Source organism: Bradyrhizobium sp. GW821-FHT12B03 (assembly GCF_058807535.1).
In genome coordinates, this window is record NZ_JBXAQU010000025.1 from 31,192 (window position 1) to 49,026 (window position 17,835).

Here is a 17,835-nt window from a genome sequence, read left to right on the forward strand (position 1 = left end):
GCGGCAAAGCCGCCACTGATGGAGATTCTATGCCAGCCCCAGGCCAAAACCCTGAGCGGAGCGCGAAGGCGCTGCTGCTCGAAGGCGTCAACGACAGCGCCATGGACCTGTTCCGGAGCGCGGGCTTCACCAATGTCGAGCGGCTCACCAAGGCGCTGGACGGCGAGCACCTGCGACAGGCCCTCAAGGGCGTGTCGTTGCTCGGCATCCGCTCGCGCACCCAGATCACCGATGAGGTGCTGGCGGCCGCCGATCAGCTCCTTGCCGTCGGCTGCTTCAGCGTCGGCACCAACCAGGTGGATCTGCTGGCGGCGCGCAAGCGCGGCATTCCCGTCTTCAACGCGCCGTTCTCCAACACGCGCAGCGTCGCCGAGCTCGTGATCGGCGAGATCGTGATGCTGCTGCGGCAGATTTTTCCGCGCTCCGTGTCCGCCCATGACGGAGGCTGGGACAAGTCCGCGACCGGCAGCCGCGAGGTGCGCGGCCGCACCCTCGGCATCATCGGCTACGGCAATATCGGCTCGCAGCTCTCGACTCTTGCTGAGGCGATGGGCATGCGCGTGATCTATTACGACCGCACCGACAAGCTTCGCCACGGCAACACCGAGCCGGTCGAGAAGCTGGAGGAGTTGCTGGCGCAGAGCGACGTCGTCAGCCTGCATGTGCCGGAGACGCCGGAGACCGCGGGCATGATCGGCGAGAAGGAGCTGCGGGCGATGAAGCCGGGCTCGTTCCTGATCAACAACAGCCGCGGCACCGTGGTCGATCTCGACGCGCTGGCTCGCGCCTTGCGCGACGGCCATCTCGCCGGTGCGGCGATCGACGTGTTTCCGGTCGAGCCGTCGTCGAATTCCGATCGCTTCAAGAGCCCGGTGCAGGGCCTCGGCAACGTCATCCTCACCCCGCATATCGGCGGCTCGACCGAGGAGGCGCAGGAGCGCATCGGCGGCGAGGTCGCGCGCAAGCTGGTCGACTATTTCATCACGGGATCGACCATGGGCGCGGTGAACTTCCCGGAGGTGCAGTTGCACTTGCGGCCCTCCGGCGCGCGTTTCAGCCACGTCCATCGCAACGTGCCGGGCATGCTGCGGCGGCTGAACGAAGTCTTCCTCCAGCGCGACATCAACATCGCCGCGCAATATCTGGAGACCGCCGGCGACCTCGGCTACGTCGTGCTCGACGCGGACCTTGCGGGCCAGGATTCAGGCACGCTGCTCCAGCAAATCCGCGCCCTCGACGGCACAATCGGCGCGCGGCTGGTATTCGAACACTAGAGCTTTTGTTGACGCCCGGCGCACGGTCGCATTGAATGCGGCCGTGGACTGAAAACGATAACAACGAAAGCCGGGTGGAAACGATGGCGCGAATTGAAGCGAAGCTGTGCCTGCTGCTCGCAGGCCTGGTGACGGCACTGGCAGGCGTGCGCGCCGCAACCGCGACGACGTTGATCGAGGACGCCGACACGGTCTGCAAAGGTCTCGCCGGCGGGGCCGATGCCGTGAAAATCGATTCCACGACCTTGCAGGCGCCTTCGCCGCTGGCTGTTGCAGAACGCGGGCCGACGCCATCGGGGCGCATCACGCCGGCCAATCCCGGCTTTTGCAAGGTGCTCGGACATATCGATCCCGTCGATCCCAAGGCGCCGCCGATCAAATTCCAGGTCAACCTTCCCGTCGAATGGAACGGACGGTCGGTGCAATATGGCGGCGGCGGGTTCAACGGCGTGCTGATCACGGGTCTTGCGCTGCCGCCGGCCTATCCGTTCGACAAGCCGTCGCCGCTTGCCCGTGGCTTCGTCACCTACGGCACCGATTCCGGTCACGAGACCAAGCCGGGCGAGCCGCCGCAGGTGTTCGCGCTCAACGACGAGGCCTTCGAGAACTTTGCCCATCGCGCCTACAAGAAGGTGCGCGACGCTGCCGTCGCGCTGATGGAGCGCGCCTACGGCAGGAAGCCGGAGAAGATGTATTTCATGGGCTCGTCCGAGGGGGGCCGCGAGGGCCTGACCATGGCGCAGCGCTACCCCGATGGTTTCGACGGCATCTTCGCCCGCGTGCCCGTGATCAACTGGGTCGGCCTCCAGCATGCCGGCACCCGCTCGGGGCTTGCGACCATGGGTGACGGCTGGATCAATCCGGCACAGGTGAAGCTCGTCGGCGACGCGGTGCGTGCCGCGTGCGACAAGGCAGACGGCTCCGACGACGCGCTGGTGCAGGATCCCGTCGCCTGCAAGGCGTCATTCAAGGTCGAGACGCTGCGCTGCGAGGCCGGCAAGACGGGCGACCAGTGTCTCACCGACACACAGATCAAGGCCGTGAACACGCTGCACGCGACCTACAAATTCCCGTTTCCGCTCGCCAATGGTCTCGACGACTATCCGGGTTGGGGCGTTTCGGGTGAGGATACGCCCGCGGTTGGCCCGACCGGCGGCTGGACGGCGTGGTGGCTCGGCACCGCGCCGCCGGCGCAACCGCCCGCACCGAACAACGGAATCGCGTGGATCTACGGTGCCGGCGGCATCCAATATGTGTTTGCGCGCGATCCCAAGCTCGACGTCACCACCTACAAGGTGGAGGACCACAAGGCGCGGTTGCTCGAAGTCTCCAGCCTGATGGATTCGACCGATCCCGATCTCAGCCGTTTTCGCGGGCGCGGCGGCCGGCTGATCATGCTCGAGCACATGGCCGACTACGCGCAGAGTCCCTATGCCGGCATCCGCTATTTCGAAAGCGTCGAGCGCAAGCTCGGCAAGGCGGAGACCGCGGAGTTCGCGCGGCTCTACACCGCGCCCGGCGTCGATCATGTCGGCTCCGGCGCGCCCGCCAATGTCGACATGCTGAGCGCGCTGGTCGACTGGGTCGAGAAAGGCAAGGCGCCCGGCGATCTGGAAGTCACCGAGCAGAAGGTCGAAGCGCCGTCGTTTGCGGTGGCGCGAGCGCTGCCGTTGTGCCGCTGGCCGTCCTGGCCGCACTACAAGAGCGGCCCGGTGGCGGAGGCCGCAAGCTTTACCTGCGCGCCGTAAGGTCATGCGAGCAGGGCGCCGTGGTGGTGGGTTTACCCCGCCGCCATCGCCTGTGCGCCGCCAAGCAACCGCGCATTGAGCCGGCCGCCGGAGAACAGCATGTCGTCGAGCGCCTCGTCGATGTCGGCTGACACGACGGAATTGCCCCCGTCGCGCGCGAGGCTGGCCTGCGCCAGCCGTCGCATCAATTCCTTGATGAACGCGCAGCTTGTGCCCTCGCTGCGTCGCGCAGCCTCCGCGACGACGGCGTCCTCGATCGGCAATCCCTTGCCGTAGAGCCGAACCAGCTTGCCGCGGCCGGTTTCATCAGGAAGGGGCACTTCGATGGCCTGATCGATGCGGCCGGGGCGGCCGGCGAGGGCGCCTTCGAGGTCCTCCGGCCGGTTGGTGGTCAGCACGAACAGGATGTCCGCATCCGCTTTCAGCCCGTCCATTTCGTTGAGCAACTTGTTCAGCATGGATTCTTCGCACGGCCCCATGTCGTCCCGGTCGCGGGCGATGAGATCGACATCCTCGATCACGACCATCGACGGTTGCAGCAGCCGTGCCAGGCTCATATAGGCGCCGAGCAGGCCGATTTGCTCGGCGGTGATGATCAGCGTCGTATGCCCGGGCAAATGTGTTGCAAGATAGCGGATCGTGTGGGTCTTGCCGGTTCCGGGCGGTCCGTAAAGCAAGATGCCCTTGCGGGTCGACTGGCCAAGCCGCCGCAATTGATCGCGAATGCCCACGAAATTCAGCACGTTGCGATCGAGCAGCCGCAGGGTCTGCTCCGGCAGGATCACCTCGTTGCGCGCGACTTCAGGCAATCGATGCACGGTGATGCCGCGCGAGCGTCCGCGATAGTCGGAGTCGGCATCGAGCGACAGGATCCTGCCGCGATAGGTCCGCGCGGTTTGCACGGCCTCTTCCAGTTCACCGAAGCATTGCTGGACGAGCGCTGCGCCCGCGGTGCCTGACGGCACCAGGATCTCGATCCGAATTCCGGGCTCGCGGCTGTACTCACGGTGTGCGCACAGCAGAACCGCATAGCGGAGACCATCCTGCTCGCACAGCCATAGTCCGTTATCCAGACACTTGACCGGGCTCTTCTCGCCGACGTCGACGTCGGAATACTGCAGCGGGGCAATCGCGACCGCATAGCGGCCCTCCTTGAGGAGCCGCGAAATCGACAGCGTTTCGTAGCGCTGCTCTTCGTTCAGTCCGAACAACCGGATGGCCTTGCCGAAGAGCCGATCGACCGCTGCCTGGACATCGACCCGCATGTGGCCGGGAAATTGGCGGATCGTGGTCACGAGTTTGCTGCGTGAGGTGCTGGCAAAGTGCCAATCCAGAACGTCGCAAGCAAAGTCGAAATCTTCTTCCTGTCCGCTTGGGGGCTCGTCCGATGCACGCATGCATTCGCTGCACAGCCAGACGGTGCGATTGCCAATCCGAACGGCCGTCTGTCCCTCGGGCTTGCCACAGAGTTCGCAAGACGTCTTGATCGCCTCAAGCGTGACCTGCAATCGGTGGCCGGCCGAGCCGATGGATTGTTGCGCAGATTTGAAAAGGGCTTCGGCGACGGATTGCGGATAAGGTCCGCAAACTGCCTTTTCCTTCTGCTCGATCTGAGTGATCAGCGCGGTCGCTTCACGCTCCGATTTGCCGAAAACCTGACGGAGCAGATCCACCACGAATTGGTCCGGCGTATCGTCGTCATTATGAATGACGAGCTGAGCCGGCTGGTTTTCGCTACGCATACTATTCATCACGAAAGGTCTCCGGAACAATCTATGATTGAATAGAACAAATAAGGAACATAAAAGAACGCGGCCGTCAAGCGTGACGGCTGCGACAAATTTCAATCGATGGGCGAGATCCTAATGCGCCGGCCCGCTCGCCGCCCTCACCCGCCGCGTCAGCAGCACCGCGATCGCGGCGAGCACCAGCACTGCGCCGATCACCGCGAAGGTGTCGGAATAGCCCATCACCAGCGCCTGGCGTTTCACCGTCTTGCCGAGCGCGATGATGGCCTGCTCGCGCGCGGCGTTGGGGTCGGGCACGCCGTGCGCGATGAAGTAGTCCGTCATCTGCGCGATGCGGCTGCGGACCTCCTCGCGGCCGAGCGTGACCGACTGGCCGATGATGTTGGAGTGGAACTGCTCGCGCTTGGTCATGATGGTCGCAAGCGTTGCCGTGCCGATGGCGCCGCCGAGGTTGCGGAACATGTTGCTGATGCCGGAGGCCGCGGCCGCGTCCTGCGGCGCGATGCCGCCTGACAGCACCGAGGTCAGCGGTGTCAGCACCATGGCCTGTCCCACGGCGCGGACGATGTTCGGGATCCAGAGCTGGTCGCCGGCATAGTCCGGTGACATCGCCGTGTTCATGAAGCAGCTATAGGCGAAGATCAGCAGGCCGGTGATGGCGATATACCGCGTGTCGAAGCGCTGCATCAGCTTCGGGATCAGCGGGATCAGCACGAGTTGCGGCAGGCCGGTCCAGGCCAGCACGTTGCCGATCTGCTCGGCGTTGTAGCCCTGGGCCTGGCCGAGATAGGCGGGCAGGATGTAGACAGAGCCGAACAGCGCAAAGCCGACCATGGTCATCGCGACGGTGCCGAAGCCGAAATTGCGCTGCGTCAGCAGGCGCAAGCGGATCAAGGGCTTCTCGATTCTGAGCTCGATCGCGACGAACAGCGTCAGGCTGACGGCCGCGATGACGGCCAGCTTGACGATGAAGGGCGAGGAGAACCAGTCGTCCTTGTTGCCTTCCTCGAGCACGGCCTGAAGCGCCGACAGCCCGATCGCCATGGTGAAGATGCCGGCCCAGTCGCCCTCCTTCAAAAGGCCGAGCTGCATCTTCTGTTTCTCCAGCGTGAGGTAAAGCGCGGCCACCATGGCGGCGGTCGGGATCACGTTGACGAAAAAGATCGTGCGCCAGCCGTAGGTCTCGGTGAGATAGCCGCCGATGGTCGGGCCGATCGCGGGGGCAAACGTCACGGACAGTGCAAAGATCGCGAGCCCCACCGGCTGCTGCGGCTTCGGCAGCTTGGTCAGCACCAACGTGAACGCCATCGGGATCAGCACGCCGCCGGCAAAGCCTTGCAGGCCGCGCATCGCGATCATCGACGGCAGATCATGGGTGAAGGCGCAGGCGACCGAGAACGCAGCGAACAGCGTCGCGCTCGCCAGCATGTAGCGGCGGAACGAGAACACGCGGCTGAGGTAATCGGTCAGCGGGATCACGATGATCTCGCCGATCAGATAGGACGTCGAGATCCAGGAGCCGTTGTCGGCACCGGTGCCGATGCCGCCCTCGATGTTGAGCAGCGAGGCGTTGGTGATCTGGATGTTCAGGATCGCCATGAACGAGCCGATCATGGCCGCGAGCACGGCGATCCAGGTCGCGAGGCTCGCCTGGTTGGGATCGCTGGCGGCGCGCTCAGGCGTCGCGGCCGGTGTTGCTGACGTCGAAAGTGACAGGCTGTTTGACATGGCACGATCCTCCGGAGACGAGCTTCGCTTTGGGCGTCACGGCCGCATTCGCGGCAGGTGCGGCCGAACGTGTTGCAATGGTCGGGATCACGGACATGCCGGGCCGCAGCGCGATCGCAGGTCCATGCGCGGCATCGAGTGCGATCTTGACCGGGATGCGCTGCACCACCTTGGTGAAATTGCCGGTGGCGTTGTCGGGCGGCAGCAGCGCGAATTCCTGGCCGCTGGCCGGCGCGATGGAATCGACGCGGCCGTGCACGATCTGGCCCGGGAACATGTCGACCTCGATGTCGACGGCCTGTCCGGCCTGCACGTGGGTGAGCTGCGTCTCCTTGAAATTGGCGACGACATAGGCGCCCTCGGCCGGCACGATCGACATCAGCTGCGTGCCCGCCTGCACGAACTGGCCAATGCGCAAGGAGCGGTTGCCGACGACGCCGTCGATCGGCGAGACGATCGTGGTGTAGCCGAGATTGAGCTCTGCCTGCTGCTGGATCGCCGCGGCGCGCGCGGCGGCGGCCTTGGCTTGCACGATCTCGGCCTTCAGGAGGTCGACCTGCTTCTGTGCGGAGATGAGGTTGGCGTTGTCGCGTGCGATCGCGGCGTCCGCGCCGGCGTCGCGCGCCTGCGCCTGCTGCGCATTCTGCACGCTGCCATAACCGGTTGCGGCAAGGTTGGTGTAGCGCGCGTTCTCCTGGCTTGCGAAGGTCTTCGCGGCGGTGTCGACGTCGATGGTCGCCTTGGCCGCGGCGATCACCGCCTGCTGAACCTCGAGCTGCGCCTGCTTGCTGGCCACCGTGGCATTTGCGGCAGCGACATCGGCCCTGGCCTGGTCGAGCGCGACGCGGAAATCGCGGTCGTCGATCCCAGCCAGCACCTGGCCGGCTTTCACATGCTCGTTATCTGCGACCAGCACCCGGTTGAGATAGCCGCTGACCTTCGGCGCGATGGTGGTGTTGTCGGCCTTCACATAGGCGTCATCGGTGGAGACGAGGTACTGCCCGACGGTCCAGTAATCGTAGCCGTACCAGCTCGCGCCAGCCAGCACGACGGCCGCAGCCCCCATCAGCAACAGCTTGCGAAGATTGAGTTTTTGCCGGCTGACCCGGGCCGGGGCCGCGGGCAGGACGCCTTCCAGCGCGGTTGCTGCAACGGCGGTCTGGGCGGCTGCGGATGGGGTGGTGTGGACGGTCATGGCCGGCTCCCCTGAATTAGGAAACTTGATAATTTCCAAAATGTGATTAGCTTTGGAATTGTCAATGGAATGACAGGCATCATTTAAAGTCATGGCTCGGGCGAAATCGGAAAGTGCAGGATCTTCGGCGGAATGCCGTCCGCGCGGGCGGCCGCCGGTGCGCAGCGACGAGGAGACGAAGCGGATCGTCCTCGAAACCGCGCGGCACGCCTTTGCCGGCGAGGGCTTTGCCGCGACCAGCACCGAAGAGCTGGCGCGCCGCGCCGGCATCTCGACCAAGACGCTCTATCGTCTGTTCCCGGGTAAGGCCGCGTTGTTCGAGGCGATGTGTGCCGACAGGCTCGAGCGGCTGCTCTCCGCGGTCGATCTGCAAGGTAGTGACGACGTCGATATCGAGACGGGCCTGCGCGCCGCATTGATGGCTTGCGCCGATCTTGGGCTCGATCCGGAGGTCGTCGCGTTGCAGCGCATGGTGCTGCAGGAGTCCGCCGCATTCCCCGAGCTTGCCGCGAACTTCTACAACAACGGCATCTCCCGCACCGTGACGGCACTCGCCGGCTGGCTGCGCGTCCAAGTCAGGCGCAAGCGCATCGTGATCGACGATGCGGAGGAAGTTGCCGGCATGCTGATCGGCATGGTCGCATCGGCGCCGCAACGTGCGGCGATCTATGGCGGCATGCCGCTACCGACGCGCAAGCAGATCGAGCGTCGCGTGCAGACCTGCGCGGCCCTGTTCCTGGACGGCTGCCGCGGCACATCGACCTAGCCACCGTCCTTTGACAAACCGCTTCCGTTAGACTAGATACTTCGCATGCGAAATAATGCCCCCGCAGCGAGGCATCACCGGCTGATCTACCTGCTGAGCGCCGCACAACGCCGGTTGCAGCGCTGGATGGCGGCGCAGCCCGAGAGCGAGGTGACACCGGCGCAGGCCGGGCTGTTGTTCATCCTCGGTCGGCAGGATGGCGTTCTGATGGGAGAGGCGGGCGCGGCGCTGGATATGGGGCCGGCCGGCATTTCCGGCCTCGTCGACCGCACCGCCGCCGCAAGGCTGATCGAGCGGCGGGCCGATCGCGAGGACGGGCGCGCCTGGCGGGTGTGGCTGACGCCGAAGGGGCGTAGCGCGCTGGCGCAGGCGAAAATCTCGGCCGCGGAGATCAACGCGGCGCTGACGGACGGCTTTACCAGCGCGGAGATCGACATCGTCGCGCGCTGGCTGACGAGCATTCAGGACAAGTTTCCAAGACTTTCTGATTCAAGACTTTCAGATTCGAGACCCTCAGACGAACAATAGGGAGCAGAGCAATGACCGAGCATGTCCGGATCGAGAACAACGGTGGAATTCTGACGCTTACGCTGGCGCGCCCCGACAAGAAGAACGCGCTGACCGATGCGATGTACGGCAAGCTCGCCGACAGCATCGAATCCGCCGAGCTCGATCCGTCTGCCCGCGTGATCCTGATCCGCGGCGAGGGCGACATGTTCACCGCCGGCAACGATGTCGGCGAGTTCGCAGCCGTCGCGAGCGGCAAGTCGGAAGGAAGCCGTAACGTCATACGCTTCATCCAGTCGCTGGCGCGCTGCACCCGGCCGCTGGTGGCGGCGGTGCAGGGCCGTGCCGTCGGCGTCGGCACGACGATGCTGCTGCATTGCGACCTCGTCGTGCTCGCCGACAACGCCCAGCTCTCGACGCCCTTCGTCAGCCTCGCCTTGGTGCCGGAAGCCGCTTCCAGCCTGTTGATGCCGGCGCGCATCGGCTATGCCCGCGCCTACGAGATGTTCGCGCTCGGTGAGATCGTGCCGGCCAAATCCGCGCTGGAATGGGGCCTCGCCAACCGCGTCGTGCCGCTCGACGAGCTCGACGCCGAGGCCCTTGCGCTGGCGCAGCGGCTGGCTCGCCAGCCGGCCGGCGCGCTCACCGCCACCAAGAAGCTGATGCGTAATGGCGAGGCGCTGGTCGCGCAGATGCAGGCCGAAGGCGAGCAATTTGCCCAGCGCCTGCGCACGGCGGAAGCGCGCGAGGCGTTTACGGCGTTTGCAGAACGCCGCCCGCCGGATTTCACCAGGGTTGCGTGACATCCGCAGTCCGCTCAAAGCCTTGGCAGGCCGTGAGTTCCCGGCAATTTGACTAAAACCTTAACCGATCCTTGGCATGTCACAGGGCAAGGTGGCCTCTCGTGCAGAGTAGGCCCCTTGACCCCATGGTAATGTTTAAGAAATCGGTAAGCTCGCTTCTCCTGACCTTGATGGCCCTGCTGGCGGCCGGCGCGCTGGCCTCCACGGCGATCCAGATGGTCGGGGCCTTCGGCCGCTACAGCGACAGTCTTGAAACCGCGCGACTTGCCGCCGCCGACAAGACGATCTTCCATGGCGTGCTGTCGCTGCGCAACAATCGCGGCGATGCCCAGAGCGCGCTGCTCGGCGAGGATGAGCCGCGCACCAAGCTCGGTGCCGCCGAGAAGGCCGAACAGGCCGGCTATGAATCCATTACCTCGGCGCTCTCCACGATCGAATTCGACCGGCGCGACGAGCTTGCGAATACGCTGAAGCAGCGCTGGAACGAAGCCGCGCCGCAGTTCCAATTGTTCTATGACGAGGCCAAGCTTCCGCGCGCCGATCGCAAGATGGAGCGTACCAATGCCTGGTACGATGCCGTCACCAAGGTCATCGACACCGCCAATCTGGCGTCGACCGCGGTGTCGAATCGTGCCTGGATGAACGATCCCTTCATCGCCCGCATGATCCAGGTCCGCCGCTTCGCCTGGCAGGTGCGCGACCGCTACGGCATCCAGTGCTCGACCTTGCGTCCGAACGTCAACGCCAGCAAGCCGCTCGACGAGACCCAGAAGCAGACCATTGCAAGCTGGAACGGCTCCATCGCCGCCGGTTGGGCCGGCATGGGCGAATTGCTGGCCGCGCCTGACGTGGCTGCTGAGATGGTCAATGCCGCGAAGGACGCGCGCGCCAAGACCGACGGCGTCCTCAAGCAGATCGGCGATCTCACCAAGAATTTTGACGGCAGCGGCAAGCCCGCGATGGCTGCTTCGGAGTGGAACGTGCTGTGCCAGTCGCCGTTCGCGTCCATCGTCGCGGTCGCGAACAAGGCCCTGGACCAGTCGATCGCACGCGCGGAGACCGTTCAGGAAAAGGCGCTCACCAATCTGGTGGTGCAGTCGCTCGCGTTCCTGCTGGCGCTCGCCGTGACCCTTGCAGGCGTCTATGTGGTACGCAATCGCCTCATGCGCCCGGTGCGCGCCATTCTGGATGCCATCGCCCGCATCGGTGCGCGCGACTATGCGACGCCGGTTCCGCAATCCCGCTATCCCGACGAGTTTGGCACCATGGCGGCCGCACTCGAAAGCCTCCGCGAAAGTGCGGCGACGGCGGAGCGTCTCGGTCAGGAGCGTGAATCGCAGCAGGCGCTGCAGCTTGCCCGCTCCGGCACCGTCGATGCCGCCTGCCGCAGCTTCGACGACACCGTGCAGGCCGTCATTCAGAGCGTTGCTGCGTCGGCGAGGGAGCTCGACGCGACGGCGACCGACGTGCGCACGTTGGTCTCGGAATCCAGCAGCCAGACCGCGGCGGTCGCCTCCTCTGCCGAACAGGCCACCAACAATCTCGAGACCATCGCGGCCGCGACCGAGGAGCTTTCCGCGTCCGTCGGCGAGATTTCCGCGCAGGTGCAGTCGAGCGCGCGTGAGGCGCGCGAAGCCGTGGCGCAGGCCGAGCAGACCAACGCCACGGTCGAGATCCTCGACCAGACCGCGAGCCGCATCGGCGAGGTCGTGAAGATGATCAATGCGATCGCCGGTCAGACCAACCTGTTGGCGCTGAATGCCACCATCGAAGCCGCGCGCGCCGGAGAAGCGGGCCGCGGCTTTGCGGTGGTCGCCGGCGAGGTCAAGAACCTCGCGGCACAGACCGCAACCGCAACGGAAGAAATCTCGCGCCAGGTCGAGGAGATCCAGGCCGCCACGGGCCAGGCCGTCGCCGCCATCCGCTCGATCGGCGGTTCGATCGGCGGCATCGACGAGAAGATGACCGCGATTGCCGCGGCCGTCGAACAGCAGCGCGCGGCCACCACCGAGATCTCGCGCAACTTCCAGCAGGCAGCCCAAGGCACGCGCGAAGTCACCGACACCATCGGCAGCGTCGCCAAGCTCAACCAGGAGACCGGCAATGCCGGCACGGTGCTGTCGGAGTCCGTCAAGAAGATGTCGGCCGACGCCGATCGTCTCCGCACCGCGGTCGAAGGTTTCCTCGGCGCCGTGAAGACCGCGTAGCTTCGCGCATTCTCCATCCCGACGTCGCGCGATCGGCATTGCCGCCGGTCCGCGCGACGGCTACATCTGTCGCGCCGTGCAAATATGCGGCAACAGACGTAAGACACATCAGGGATGGAGAGTTCGATGCCGGTCACGCCACACCACAAGGCCCAGCGCCCCTATCGCGGCGTGTTCCCGGTCGCGCCCACCATCTTCGACGAGCGCGGCGAGCTCGACCTCGAGGGCCAGCGCCGCTGCATCGATTTCATGATCGACGCCGGCTCGCACGGCCTCTGCATCCTCGCTAATTTTTCCGAGCAGTTCGTACTCACCGACGCCGAGCGCGAGACCGTGATGCATGCGGTGCTGGAACATGTCGCAGGCCGGGTTCCCGTCATCGTCACCACGACGCATTTCAGCTCGGCCGTGTGCGCCGCGCGCAGCAAGCAGGCCGAAGCGGCCGGTGCCGCCATGGTGATGGTGATGCCGCCCTATCACGGCGCGACGTTCCGCGTCCCCGAGAAAGGCATCGTCGAATTCTTCAAGGTGCTCTCCGGCGCGATCGACATTCCCATCATGATCCAGGATGCGCCGGTCGCGGGTACGCCGCTGTCGGTCGAGTTGCTGGCGCGGCTGTCACGCGAGTTCTCCAACGTCCGCTATTTCAAGATCGAGGTGCCGGGCGCCGCTGCAAAGCTCCGCAGCCTGATCGAGGCGGGCGGCAGGGATATCGAAGGGCCGTGGGATGGCGAGGAGGCGATCACGCTGCTCGCCGATCTCGACGCCGGCGCCACCGGCGCCATGACCGGTGGCGGCTATCCCGACGGCATCCGCCAGATCATCGATCCCTATTTCGCCGGCAAGCGCGAGGAGGCGAAAGCCGCCTATGAGCGCTGGCTGCCGCTGATCAATTACGAGAACCGCCAATGCGGCCTGATCGCCTGCAAGGTCATGATGCAGGCCGGCGGCGTGATCAAATCGGACGCCGTGCGCCATCCCTTGCAGCCGCTGCATCCGGCGACGCGGGCGGGGCTCTTGGAACTCGCCAAGGAGCGCGATGCGCTGGCGCTGCGGTGGGGGAAGTAGGGCGGCGCTTGCTCGCTACCAACTAACCATCTCCGTCGTCGTCCCGGCGAAGGCCGGGACCCATAACCCCAGGGAGTGGTTATGGGGCGAGCTTGTAACTCCGAGTCTTCGCCAGACTACGTCCTGTGGCTATGGGTGCCGGCCTTCGCCGGGACGACATTGAGGGGGCAGCGCTCGCTTAACTCGCCAGCATCCACTCGCCGACAATGCGAAATCTCGCTTTGCCATCATCCTGCCTGAACAGCGCGATGCGATCGATCGCGAGCGTGTCGAGACCGAGCGCCGCAAACCGCGCCCGCAGCATCTCCAGGATCGGCCCACGCCGCTCCGCATCCAGCCGCCCCGTCAGCGTCATGTGGAAGCGGAATTCTTCCATGACGTAAGGATAGCCCCAGCGGTCGAGATAATCGCGCTGCCGTTCGGTGAGTTTTTCGGGCTTGCGGCGGGCGCGATCTTCGGCGGTCAGCGCAGCGCGGAAAGGGTCGAAGTCGCGGACGCAATCGGCAGCGAGCTCTCGAAGCGCATCGACCGGTTCGGCCGGGATGACGGCAATGAAGCCGCTGATGGCATCGACGACGGGGCGGATTATCGGGACAGGCCGCGCCTTGCCGGCGAACGCGGCGCAGGCAGCGATCAGCTCTGCCTCGGTCCTGCCGGGCGCGAGCGCCATCGGCGCCTTCAGCGTGCCGTGAAAGCCGTATTTGCGGGGATCGGCGCTGATATCGCGCCAGTCCGGCGCGACATCCAGAGCTTCACGCGGAAACGGCACTTCGTTTCCTGTGTAGGCGTCGTAGCCGAGCAGTGCGGCGCCGAAGCGGGAGAGGACGCTGTTGCCGCCTGCGGCAAAATAGATCGCGTAGCGGGGAAAGCCTGTCATCGCGTCAGCATAGCCAATTCATGCCGCAACGACAGCCTCGCGCGGCGCCGCCGCCGCGCTGAGCAGCCGCGTTGCATCGGTGAGATGCACGAGCTTGCCACCTGATATCACGGCAATCAGCCGCGGCCGCAGCGGCGCGGTGTCGTCGACCAGCAGAATATCGGCACGGCGCCCCGTAGCAAGGATGCCGCGATCGGCAAGGCCGGTTGCGCGCGCGGGTCCGGCGGAGACCAGATCCCAGGCCTTTGCCAGCGGCAGCACGCCGTCGGCGGCGAGGCGGAACGCGGCGAGCAGCTGCGCGGGATAGTAATAGTCCGAGGCCAGCACCGAGCAGAGCCCCTTGGCGATCATGTCGGACGCCCTGGTCCAGCCGGTGTGGCTGCCGCCGCGCACGACGTTGGGCGCGCCGTAGACGATGGCATCGCCATGGCTTGCCGCCGCCCGCGCCGTCTCCTCGTTGATCGGAAACTCGGCAATCAAGGCGCCCAGCTCGCGGAACTCCTGGCGCATCGTCGGCGTGGCGTCGTCATGCGAGAGCATGCGGACCTCGGCCGTGCGCGCCACCGCAGCCAGCCGCGACACGGACGCCGGGACTTCAGCGGCGCGCGAAACGATATGCGCGACCAGTCTGTCGAACTCTTCGCTCGACAGGCCGGTGCGCTCCACCATGCGGTTGCGCTTGCGCGGCTTGGTCATGTCGGCGACGGTACCGTCCATGTGGTCGTTGAAGGCGAACAGGTCGACGCGGCCCTCAGAGAGCCACTGGCTGATCTCGGCCTCGGCGTCGAGATTGTAGGTCTCGTGCCGCAGATGGAAGCGGGTGTCGGCGGCGAATTGCGGACGCTGCCGCTCGATCGCTTCCATCAGGCCGCGCGCATTGTCGGCGCTGCGCAGGCCCGGCTCCCACGAACAGGTCGTGGCGTGGAACACGGTGGTGATGCCGTTGCTGATCGCCTGGCGGTCGCTGTCGGCGAGCGCGACGTCGATCGGGAAGTCGACGCCGGCGCGGGGCATCATCTGCCGCTCGAAGGCATCGCCATGCAGATCGACGATGCCGGGCAGCACCAGCAGATTGCGCGCATCGATCGCCAGCCGCGCGCGGTCGCGAGACGCATCGACCTGCGCAATGTCTGTTCCTGATACGCTCAGTGAAGTCTCGACGATCTCCGAGCCGATCAGGGCACGGCCGCCTTCAAGAAAGATCTCTGTCACGCGACCTCGTTTCGTTTGTTGCTGCGAGGGGAGCCTGTCCGTGCTTCATATGTCGCGAGAAAATCTTCAATCCCGAGCTTGCGGAAATCGGGCAGGGCTTCACGCAATTTGTCGTGATCCCAGTCCCACCAGGCGAGCCTTGCAAGTCGTCCGGCGACCTCTTCGGAGAAACGCCGCCGCACGATGCGCGCCGGATTGCCGGCGACGATGCTGTAGGCCGGCACGTCCTTGGTGACGATGGCGCCGGCCGCGATCACCGCGCCGGTGCCGATGTTGCGGCCCGGCAGCACGATCGCGCCATGGCCGATCCAGACGTCATGGCCGATATGAACGTGATGCTGGCGCCGCCAGTCGAAGAAGTCGGTGTCGTCGCTCTCGCCCGGGAAGTAGGCACTCGAACGATAAGTGAAATGCGCCTGCGTCGCGCGCTGCATCGGATGATTGCCCGGATTGATGCGCGTCATCGCCGCGATCGAGCAGAACTTCCCGATCGTCGCGTAGGTGATCTGTGAATCGTTCACGACATAGGAGTAATCGCCCATCGTAACTTCATGCAAGATCGTGCGCGCACCGACCTCGGTATAGGCGCCGAGCCTGGTCTCATGCAGCTTGGCCGAGGGATCTATGGTCGGCTGGACCGAAAGAATTTTGGCGGCCATGTTGCATCCGAAGCGTGAGGGCAGGCGCTCCTCTTCGAGCGGCTTGATGACATCATCATGACGCGGCGATGACAGGGGATGAGCAGGGGACGAGGTGTGTTGGATCGCCGCACCGCAGCGAGCTTGTCACACAAGTGTCAAGCGTCGGCGTTAGCGGTGGGTCCCAGCTACTCTGGAGCCCTGCATGCTGGTGGTTGAAGGTCTGACGTGCCGCTTTGGCGCAAAAGCCGCGGTGGACGACGCTTCTTTTCAAATCTCCCCCGGCGGCTTCGTCGGTGTGATCGGGCGCTCCGGCGCCGGTAAGTCGACCATGCTGCGCATGATCAACCGCCTCGCGACGCCGACGCAGGGCCGCATCCTGTTCGACGGCCTCGACGTTACCGCGCTGCGCGGCAGGGAATTGCGGCAGTGGCGCGCGCGCTCGGCCATGATCTTTCAGCAGTTCAATCTGGTCGGCCGGCTCGACGTTCTCACCAATGTCCTGATGGGGCGTCTTGCGACGATGCCGGCCTGGCGCTCGCTGTCGCAGGTCTGGCCCGAGCAGGACAAGGCGCTGGCGATGTCCGCGCTCGAGCAGTTCGACATCGCAGCGCTCGCCGCCCAGCGCGCCGACCAGCTCTCCGGCGGCCAGCAGCAGCGCGTCGCGATCGCGCGTGCGCTGGTGCAGCAGCCCGACATCATTCTCGCCGACGAGCCGATCGCCTCGCTCGACCCGCGCAACACCAAGATCGTCATGGACGCGCTGCTGCGCATCAACAAGCATTTCGGCATCACCGTGCTCTGTAACCTGCATTCGCTCGACCTGGCGCGCAGCTATTGCGATCGCCTGATCGGCATGGCGCAGGGCCGCGTGGTGTTCGACGGCGCGCCGGCCGAGTTGACCGATCGTGTCGCGCGCGAGCTCTACGATCTCGAAGCCACCGACGTGATGGGCGGAACGCCTGTCCCCGCGCCCGAGGGCATTCCGGCGCTCGGAACGGCGGCCGCCGCCTGAGCGCGGCCATCTGTTTTGTTGCCAGTTTTGCGTCAACCGACCCCAACCGATGAAGAGGGTATCATGATTACTCGCAGATTAGTTCTCGCCGGCGCCGCCGCGCTCGCGTTCACCTCGTCGGCTTTCGCCGAAGACTGGAAAACCAAATATCCCGAGCTGACCTTTGCGGTCGTTCCGGCCGAGAACGCCTCGGGCGTCACCGAGCGCTGGGCACCGTTCATGAGCTATCTCTCCAAGGAATTGGGCGTGAAGGTCACGCTGCGCATCGCCAACGACTACGCCGCCGTCATCGAAGGCCAGCGCGCCGGCAACATCCACATCGCCAGCTACGGCTCGGCGTCGTTTGCCCGCGCCCGCCTGACCGGCGTCAAGACCGACGCCTTCGCCAACGACATCAATGCCGACGGCTCGACCGGCTATTATTCGGTGTTCTTCGTCAAGGCGAACAGCGCCTACAAGAAGATCGACGACCTCAAGGGCAAGAACCTCGGCCTGGTCGATCCCAACTCGACGTCCGGCAACAACGTGCCGCGCTTCGAGCTCGACAAGATGGGCATCCCCGATGCCGACGGCTATTTCAGCAAGGTCGTCTTCACCGGCAGCCACGAGAACGCGATGCTGGCGCTGGCGCAGGGCACGGTCGACGTCGCGGCCAACCAGTGGACCACCGACGACGATTCGACGCTGGCGCAGATGCTGACCAAGGGCATGCTGAAGAATGCCGACGGCTCGGCGATGAAGAAGGACGACTTCCGCATCATCCACAAGTCGGCACCGATCATCAACGGTCCCTACGCCTACAACTCCGACCTGCCGGACGACGCCAAGGCGGCCATCGCGAAGGCCTTCTTCGACGCGCCGGCCAAGGACAAGGCGGCATTCGATCGCCTCCAGGACGGCCAGAAGAAGGGTTTTAATCACGCCACCACCAAGGACTGGGATGGCACGATCGAGCTGATCAAGTTCGTCGACGCGCTGCGCAAAAAGAAGGCGTCCTGATCTCAGGGCGACGTCACTGGAGCCGGGTCGATGGACCCGGCTCTTTCTCT

General features: G+C 65.2%; 15 protein-coding genes. 9 read left to right on the plus strand and 6 right to left on the minus strand.

Going from position 1 to position 17,835, the window contains the following annotated elements; genetic code table 11:
- Nucleotides 1-29 precede the first annotated feature (29 nt).
- Together serA and AC1RUR_RS33935 are read left to right on the plus strand one after the other, a co-directional pair.
- A complete protein-coding gene (gene serA, locus AC1RUR_RS33930) occupies nucleotides 30-1,274 on the plus strand; it encodes a phosphoglycerate dehydrogenase (RefSeq protein WP_492852206.1) in 1,245 nt (414 codons plus the stop codon).
- 83 nt (nucleotides 1,275-1,357) lie between these two features.
- Entirely contained in the window at nucleotides 1,358-3,022 is a 1,665-nt protein-coding gene (locus AC1RUR_RS33935; RefSeq protein WP_492852208.1) for a tannase/feruloyl esterase family alpha/beta hydrolase, read from the plus strand.
- A gap of 32 nt (nucleotides 3,023-3,054) precedes the next feature.
- Here the strand turns inward: AC1RUR_RS33935 and AC1RUR_RS33940 are convergent, their stop codons facing one another.
- From AC1RUR_RS33940 to AC1RUR_RS33950, 3 genes are all read right to left on the minus strand, one after another.
- A complete protein-coding gene (locus AC1RUR_RS33940) occupies nucleotides 3,055-4,773 on the minus strand; it encodes an ATP-dependent Clp protease adaptor ClpS (protein WP_492852363.1) in 1,719 nt (572 codons plus the stop codon).
- A gap of 111 nt (nucleotides 4,774-4,884) precedes the next feature.
- On the minus strand, nucleotides 4,885-6,498 hold the full coding sequence (locus AC1RUR_RS33945) for an MDR family MFS transporter (RefSeq protein WP_492852210.1): 1,614 nt from the start codon (nucleotides 6,496-6,498) through the stop codon (nucleotides 4,885-4,887).
- A complete protein-coding gene (locus AC1RUR_RS33950; RefSeq protein ID WP_492852212.1) occupies nucleotides 6,446-7,693 on the minus strand; it encodes an HlyD family secretion protein in 1,248 nt (415 codons plus the stop codon). The genes AC1RUR_RS33945 and AC1RUR_RS33950 overlap by 53 nt, the downstream gene beginning before the upstream one ends.
- A 157-nt stretch (nucleotides 7,694-7,850) precedes the next feature.
- On the opposite strand from AC1RUR_RS33950, the gene AC1RUR_RS33955 reads away from it, so the two are divergent.
- The 5 genes from AC1RUR_RS33955 (at nucleotide 7,851) to AC1RUR_RS33975 (ending at nucleotide 13,044) form a co-directional block, all read left to right on the plus strand.
- Entirely contained in the window at nucleotides 7,851-8,459 is a 609-nt protein-coding gene (locus AC1RUR_RS33955) for a TetR/AcrR family transcriptional regulator (RefSeq protein WP_492852214.1), read from the plus strand.
- Nucleotides 8,460-8,504: 45 nt separating this feature from the next.
- Nucleotides 8,505-8,987, plus strand: a complete 483-nt coding sequence (locus tag AC1RUR_RS33960; RefSeq protein ID WP_492852216.1) for a MarR family winged helix-turn-helix transcriptional regulator — start codon at nucleotides 8,505-8,507, stop codon at nucleotides 8,985-8,987.
- A gap of 11 nt (nucleotides 8,988-8,998) precedes the next feature.
- A complete protein-coding gene (locus AC1RUR_RS33965; RefSeq protein WP_492852218.1) occupies nucleotides 8,999-9,769 on the plus strand; it encodes an enoyl-CoA hydratase in 771 nt (256 codons plus the stop codon).
- A gap of 125 nt (nucleotides 9,770-9,894) precedes the next feature.
- A complete protein-coding gene (locus AC1RUR_RS33970) occupies nucleotides 9,895-11,976 on the plus strand; it encodes a methyl-accepting chemotaxis protein (protein WP_492852220.1) in 2,082 nt (693 codons plus the stop codon).
- A 126-nt stretch (nucleotides 11,977-12,102) separates the two neighbouring features.
- Complete coding sequence (locus AC1RUR_RS33975; RefSeq protein WP_492852222.1) at nucleotides 12,103-13,044, plus strand: dihydrodipicolinate synthase family protein; 942 nt, start codon at nucleotides 12,103-12,105, stop codon at nucleotides 13,042-13,044.
- 178 nt (nucleotides 13,045-13,222) lie between these two features.
- On the opposite strand, the gene AC1RUR_RS33980 is transcribed toward AC1RUR_RS33975, so the two are convergent.
- The 3 genes from AC1RUR_RS33980 to AC1RUR_RS33990 are packed head-to-tail and all read right to left on the minus strand — an operon-like array spanning nucleotide 13,223 to nucleotide 15,792.
- Nucleotides 13,223-13,921 carry a DUF1045 domain-containing protein gene (locus AC1RUR_RS33980; protein ID WP_492852224.1) on the minus strand — a complete coding sequence of 233 codons (699 nt, stop codon included), beginning with the start codon at nucleotides 13,919-13,921 and terminating at the stop codon, nucleotides 13,223-13,225.
- A gap of 18 nt (nucleotides 13,922-13,939) precedes the next feature.
- Nucleotides 13,940-15,133, minus strand: coding sequence for an alpha-D-ribose 1-methylphosphonate 5-triphosphate diphosphatase (locus tag AC1RUR_RS33985; protein ID WP_492852226.1), 1,194 nt, complete (start codon nucleotides 15,131-15,133; stop codon nucleotides 13,940-13,942).
- Nucleotides 15,130-15,792 (minus strand): transferase hexapeptide repeat family protein, encoded by a 663-nt coding sequence (locus AC1RUR_RS33990; protein ID WP_492852228.1) that lies wholly within the window; start codon nucleotides 15,790-15,792, stop codon nucleotides 15,130-15,132. Before AC1RUR_RS33990 ends, AC1RUR_RS33985 begins: the two co-directional genes overlap by 4 nt.
- 184 nt (nucleotides 15,793-15,976) lie before the next feature.
- Between AC1RUR_RS33990 and phnC the strand changes: the two genes are divergently transcribed.
- Together phnC and phnD are read left to right on the plus strand one after the other, a co-directional pair.
- Complete coding sequence (gene phnC, locus AC1RUR_RS33995; RefSeq protein WP_492852230.1) at nucleotides 15,977-16,786, plus strand: phosphonate ABC transporter ATP-binding protein; 810 nt, start codon at nucleotides 15,977-15,979, stop codon at nucleotides 16,784-16,786.
- Nucleotides 16,787-16,849: 63 nt separating this feature from the next.
- Nucleotides 16,850-17,785, plus strand: coding sequence for a phosphonate ABC transporter substrate-binding protein (gene phnD, locus AC1RUR_RS34000; RefSeq protein WP_492852232.1), 936 nt, complete (start codon nucleotides 16,850-16,852; stop codon nucleotides 17,783-17,785).
- The last annotated feature ends 50 nt before the right edge of the window (nucleotides 17,786-17,835 follow it).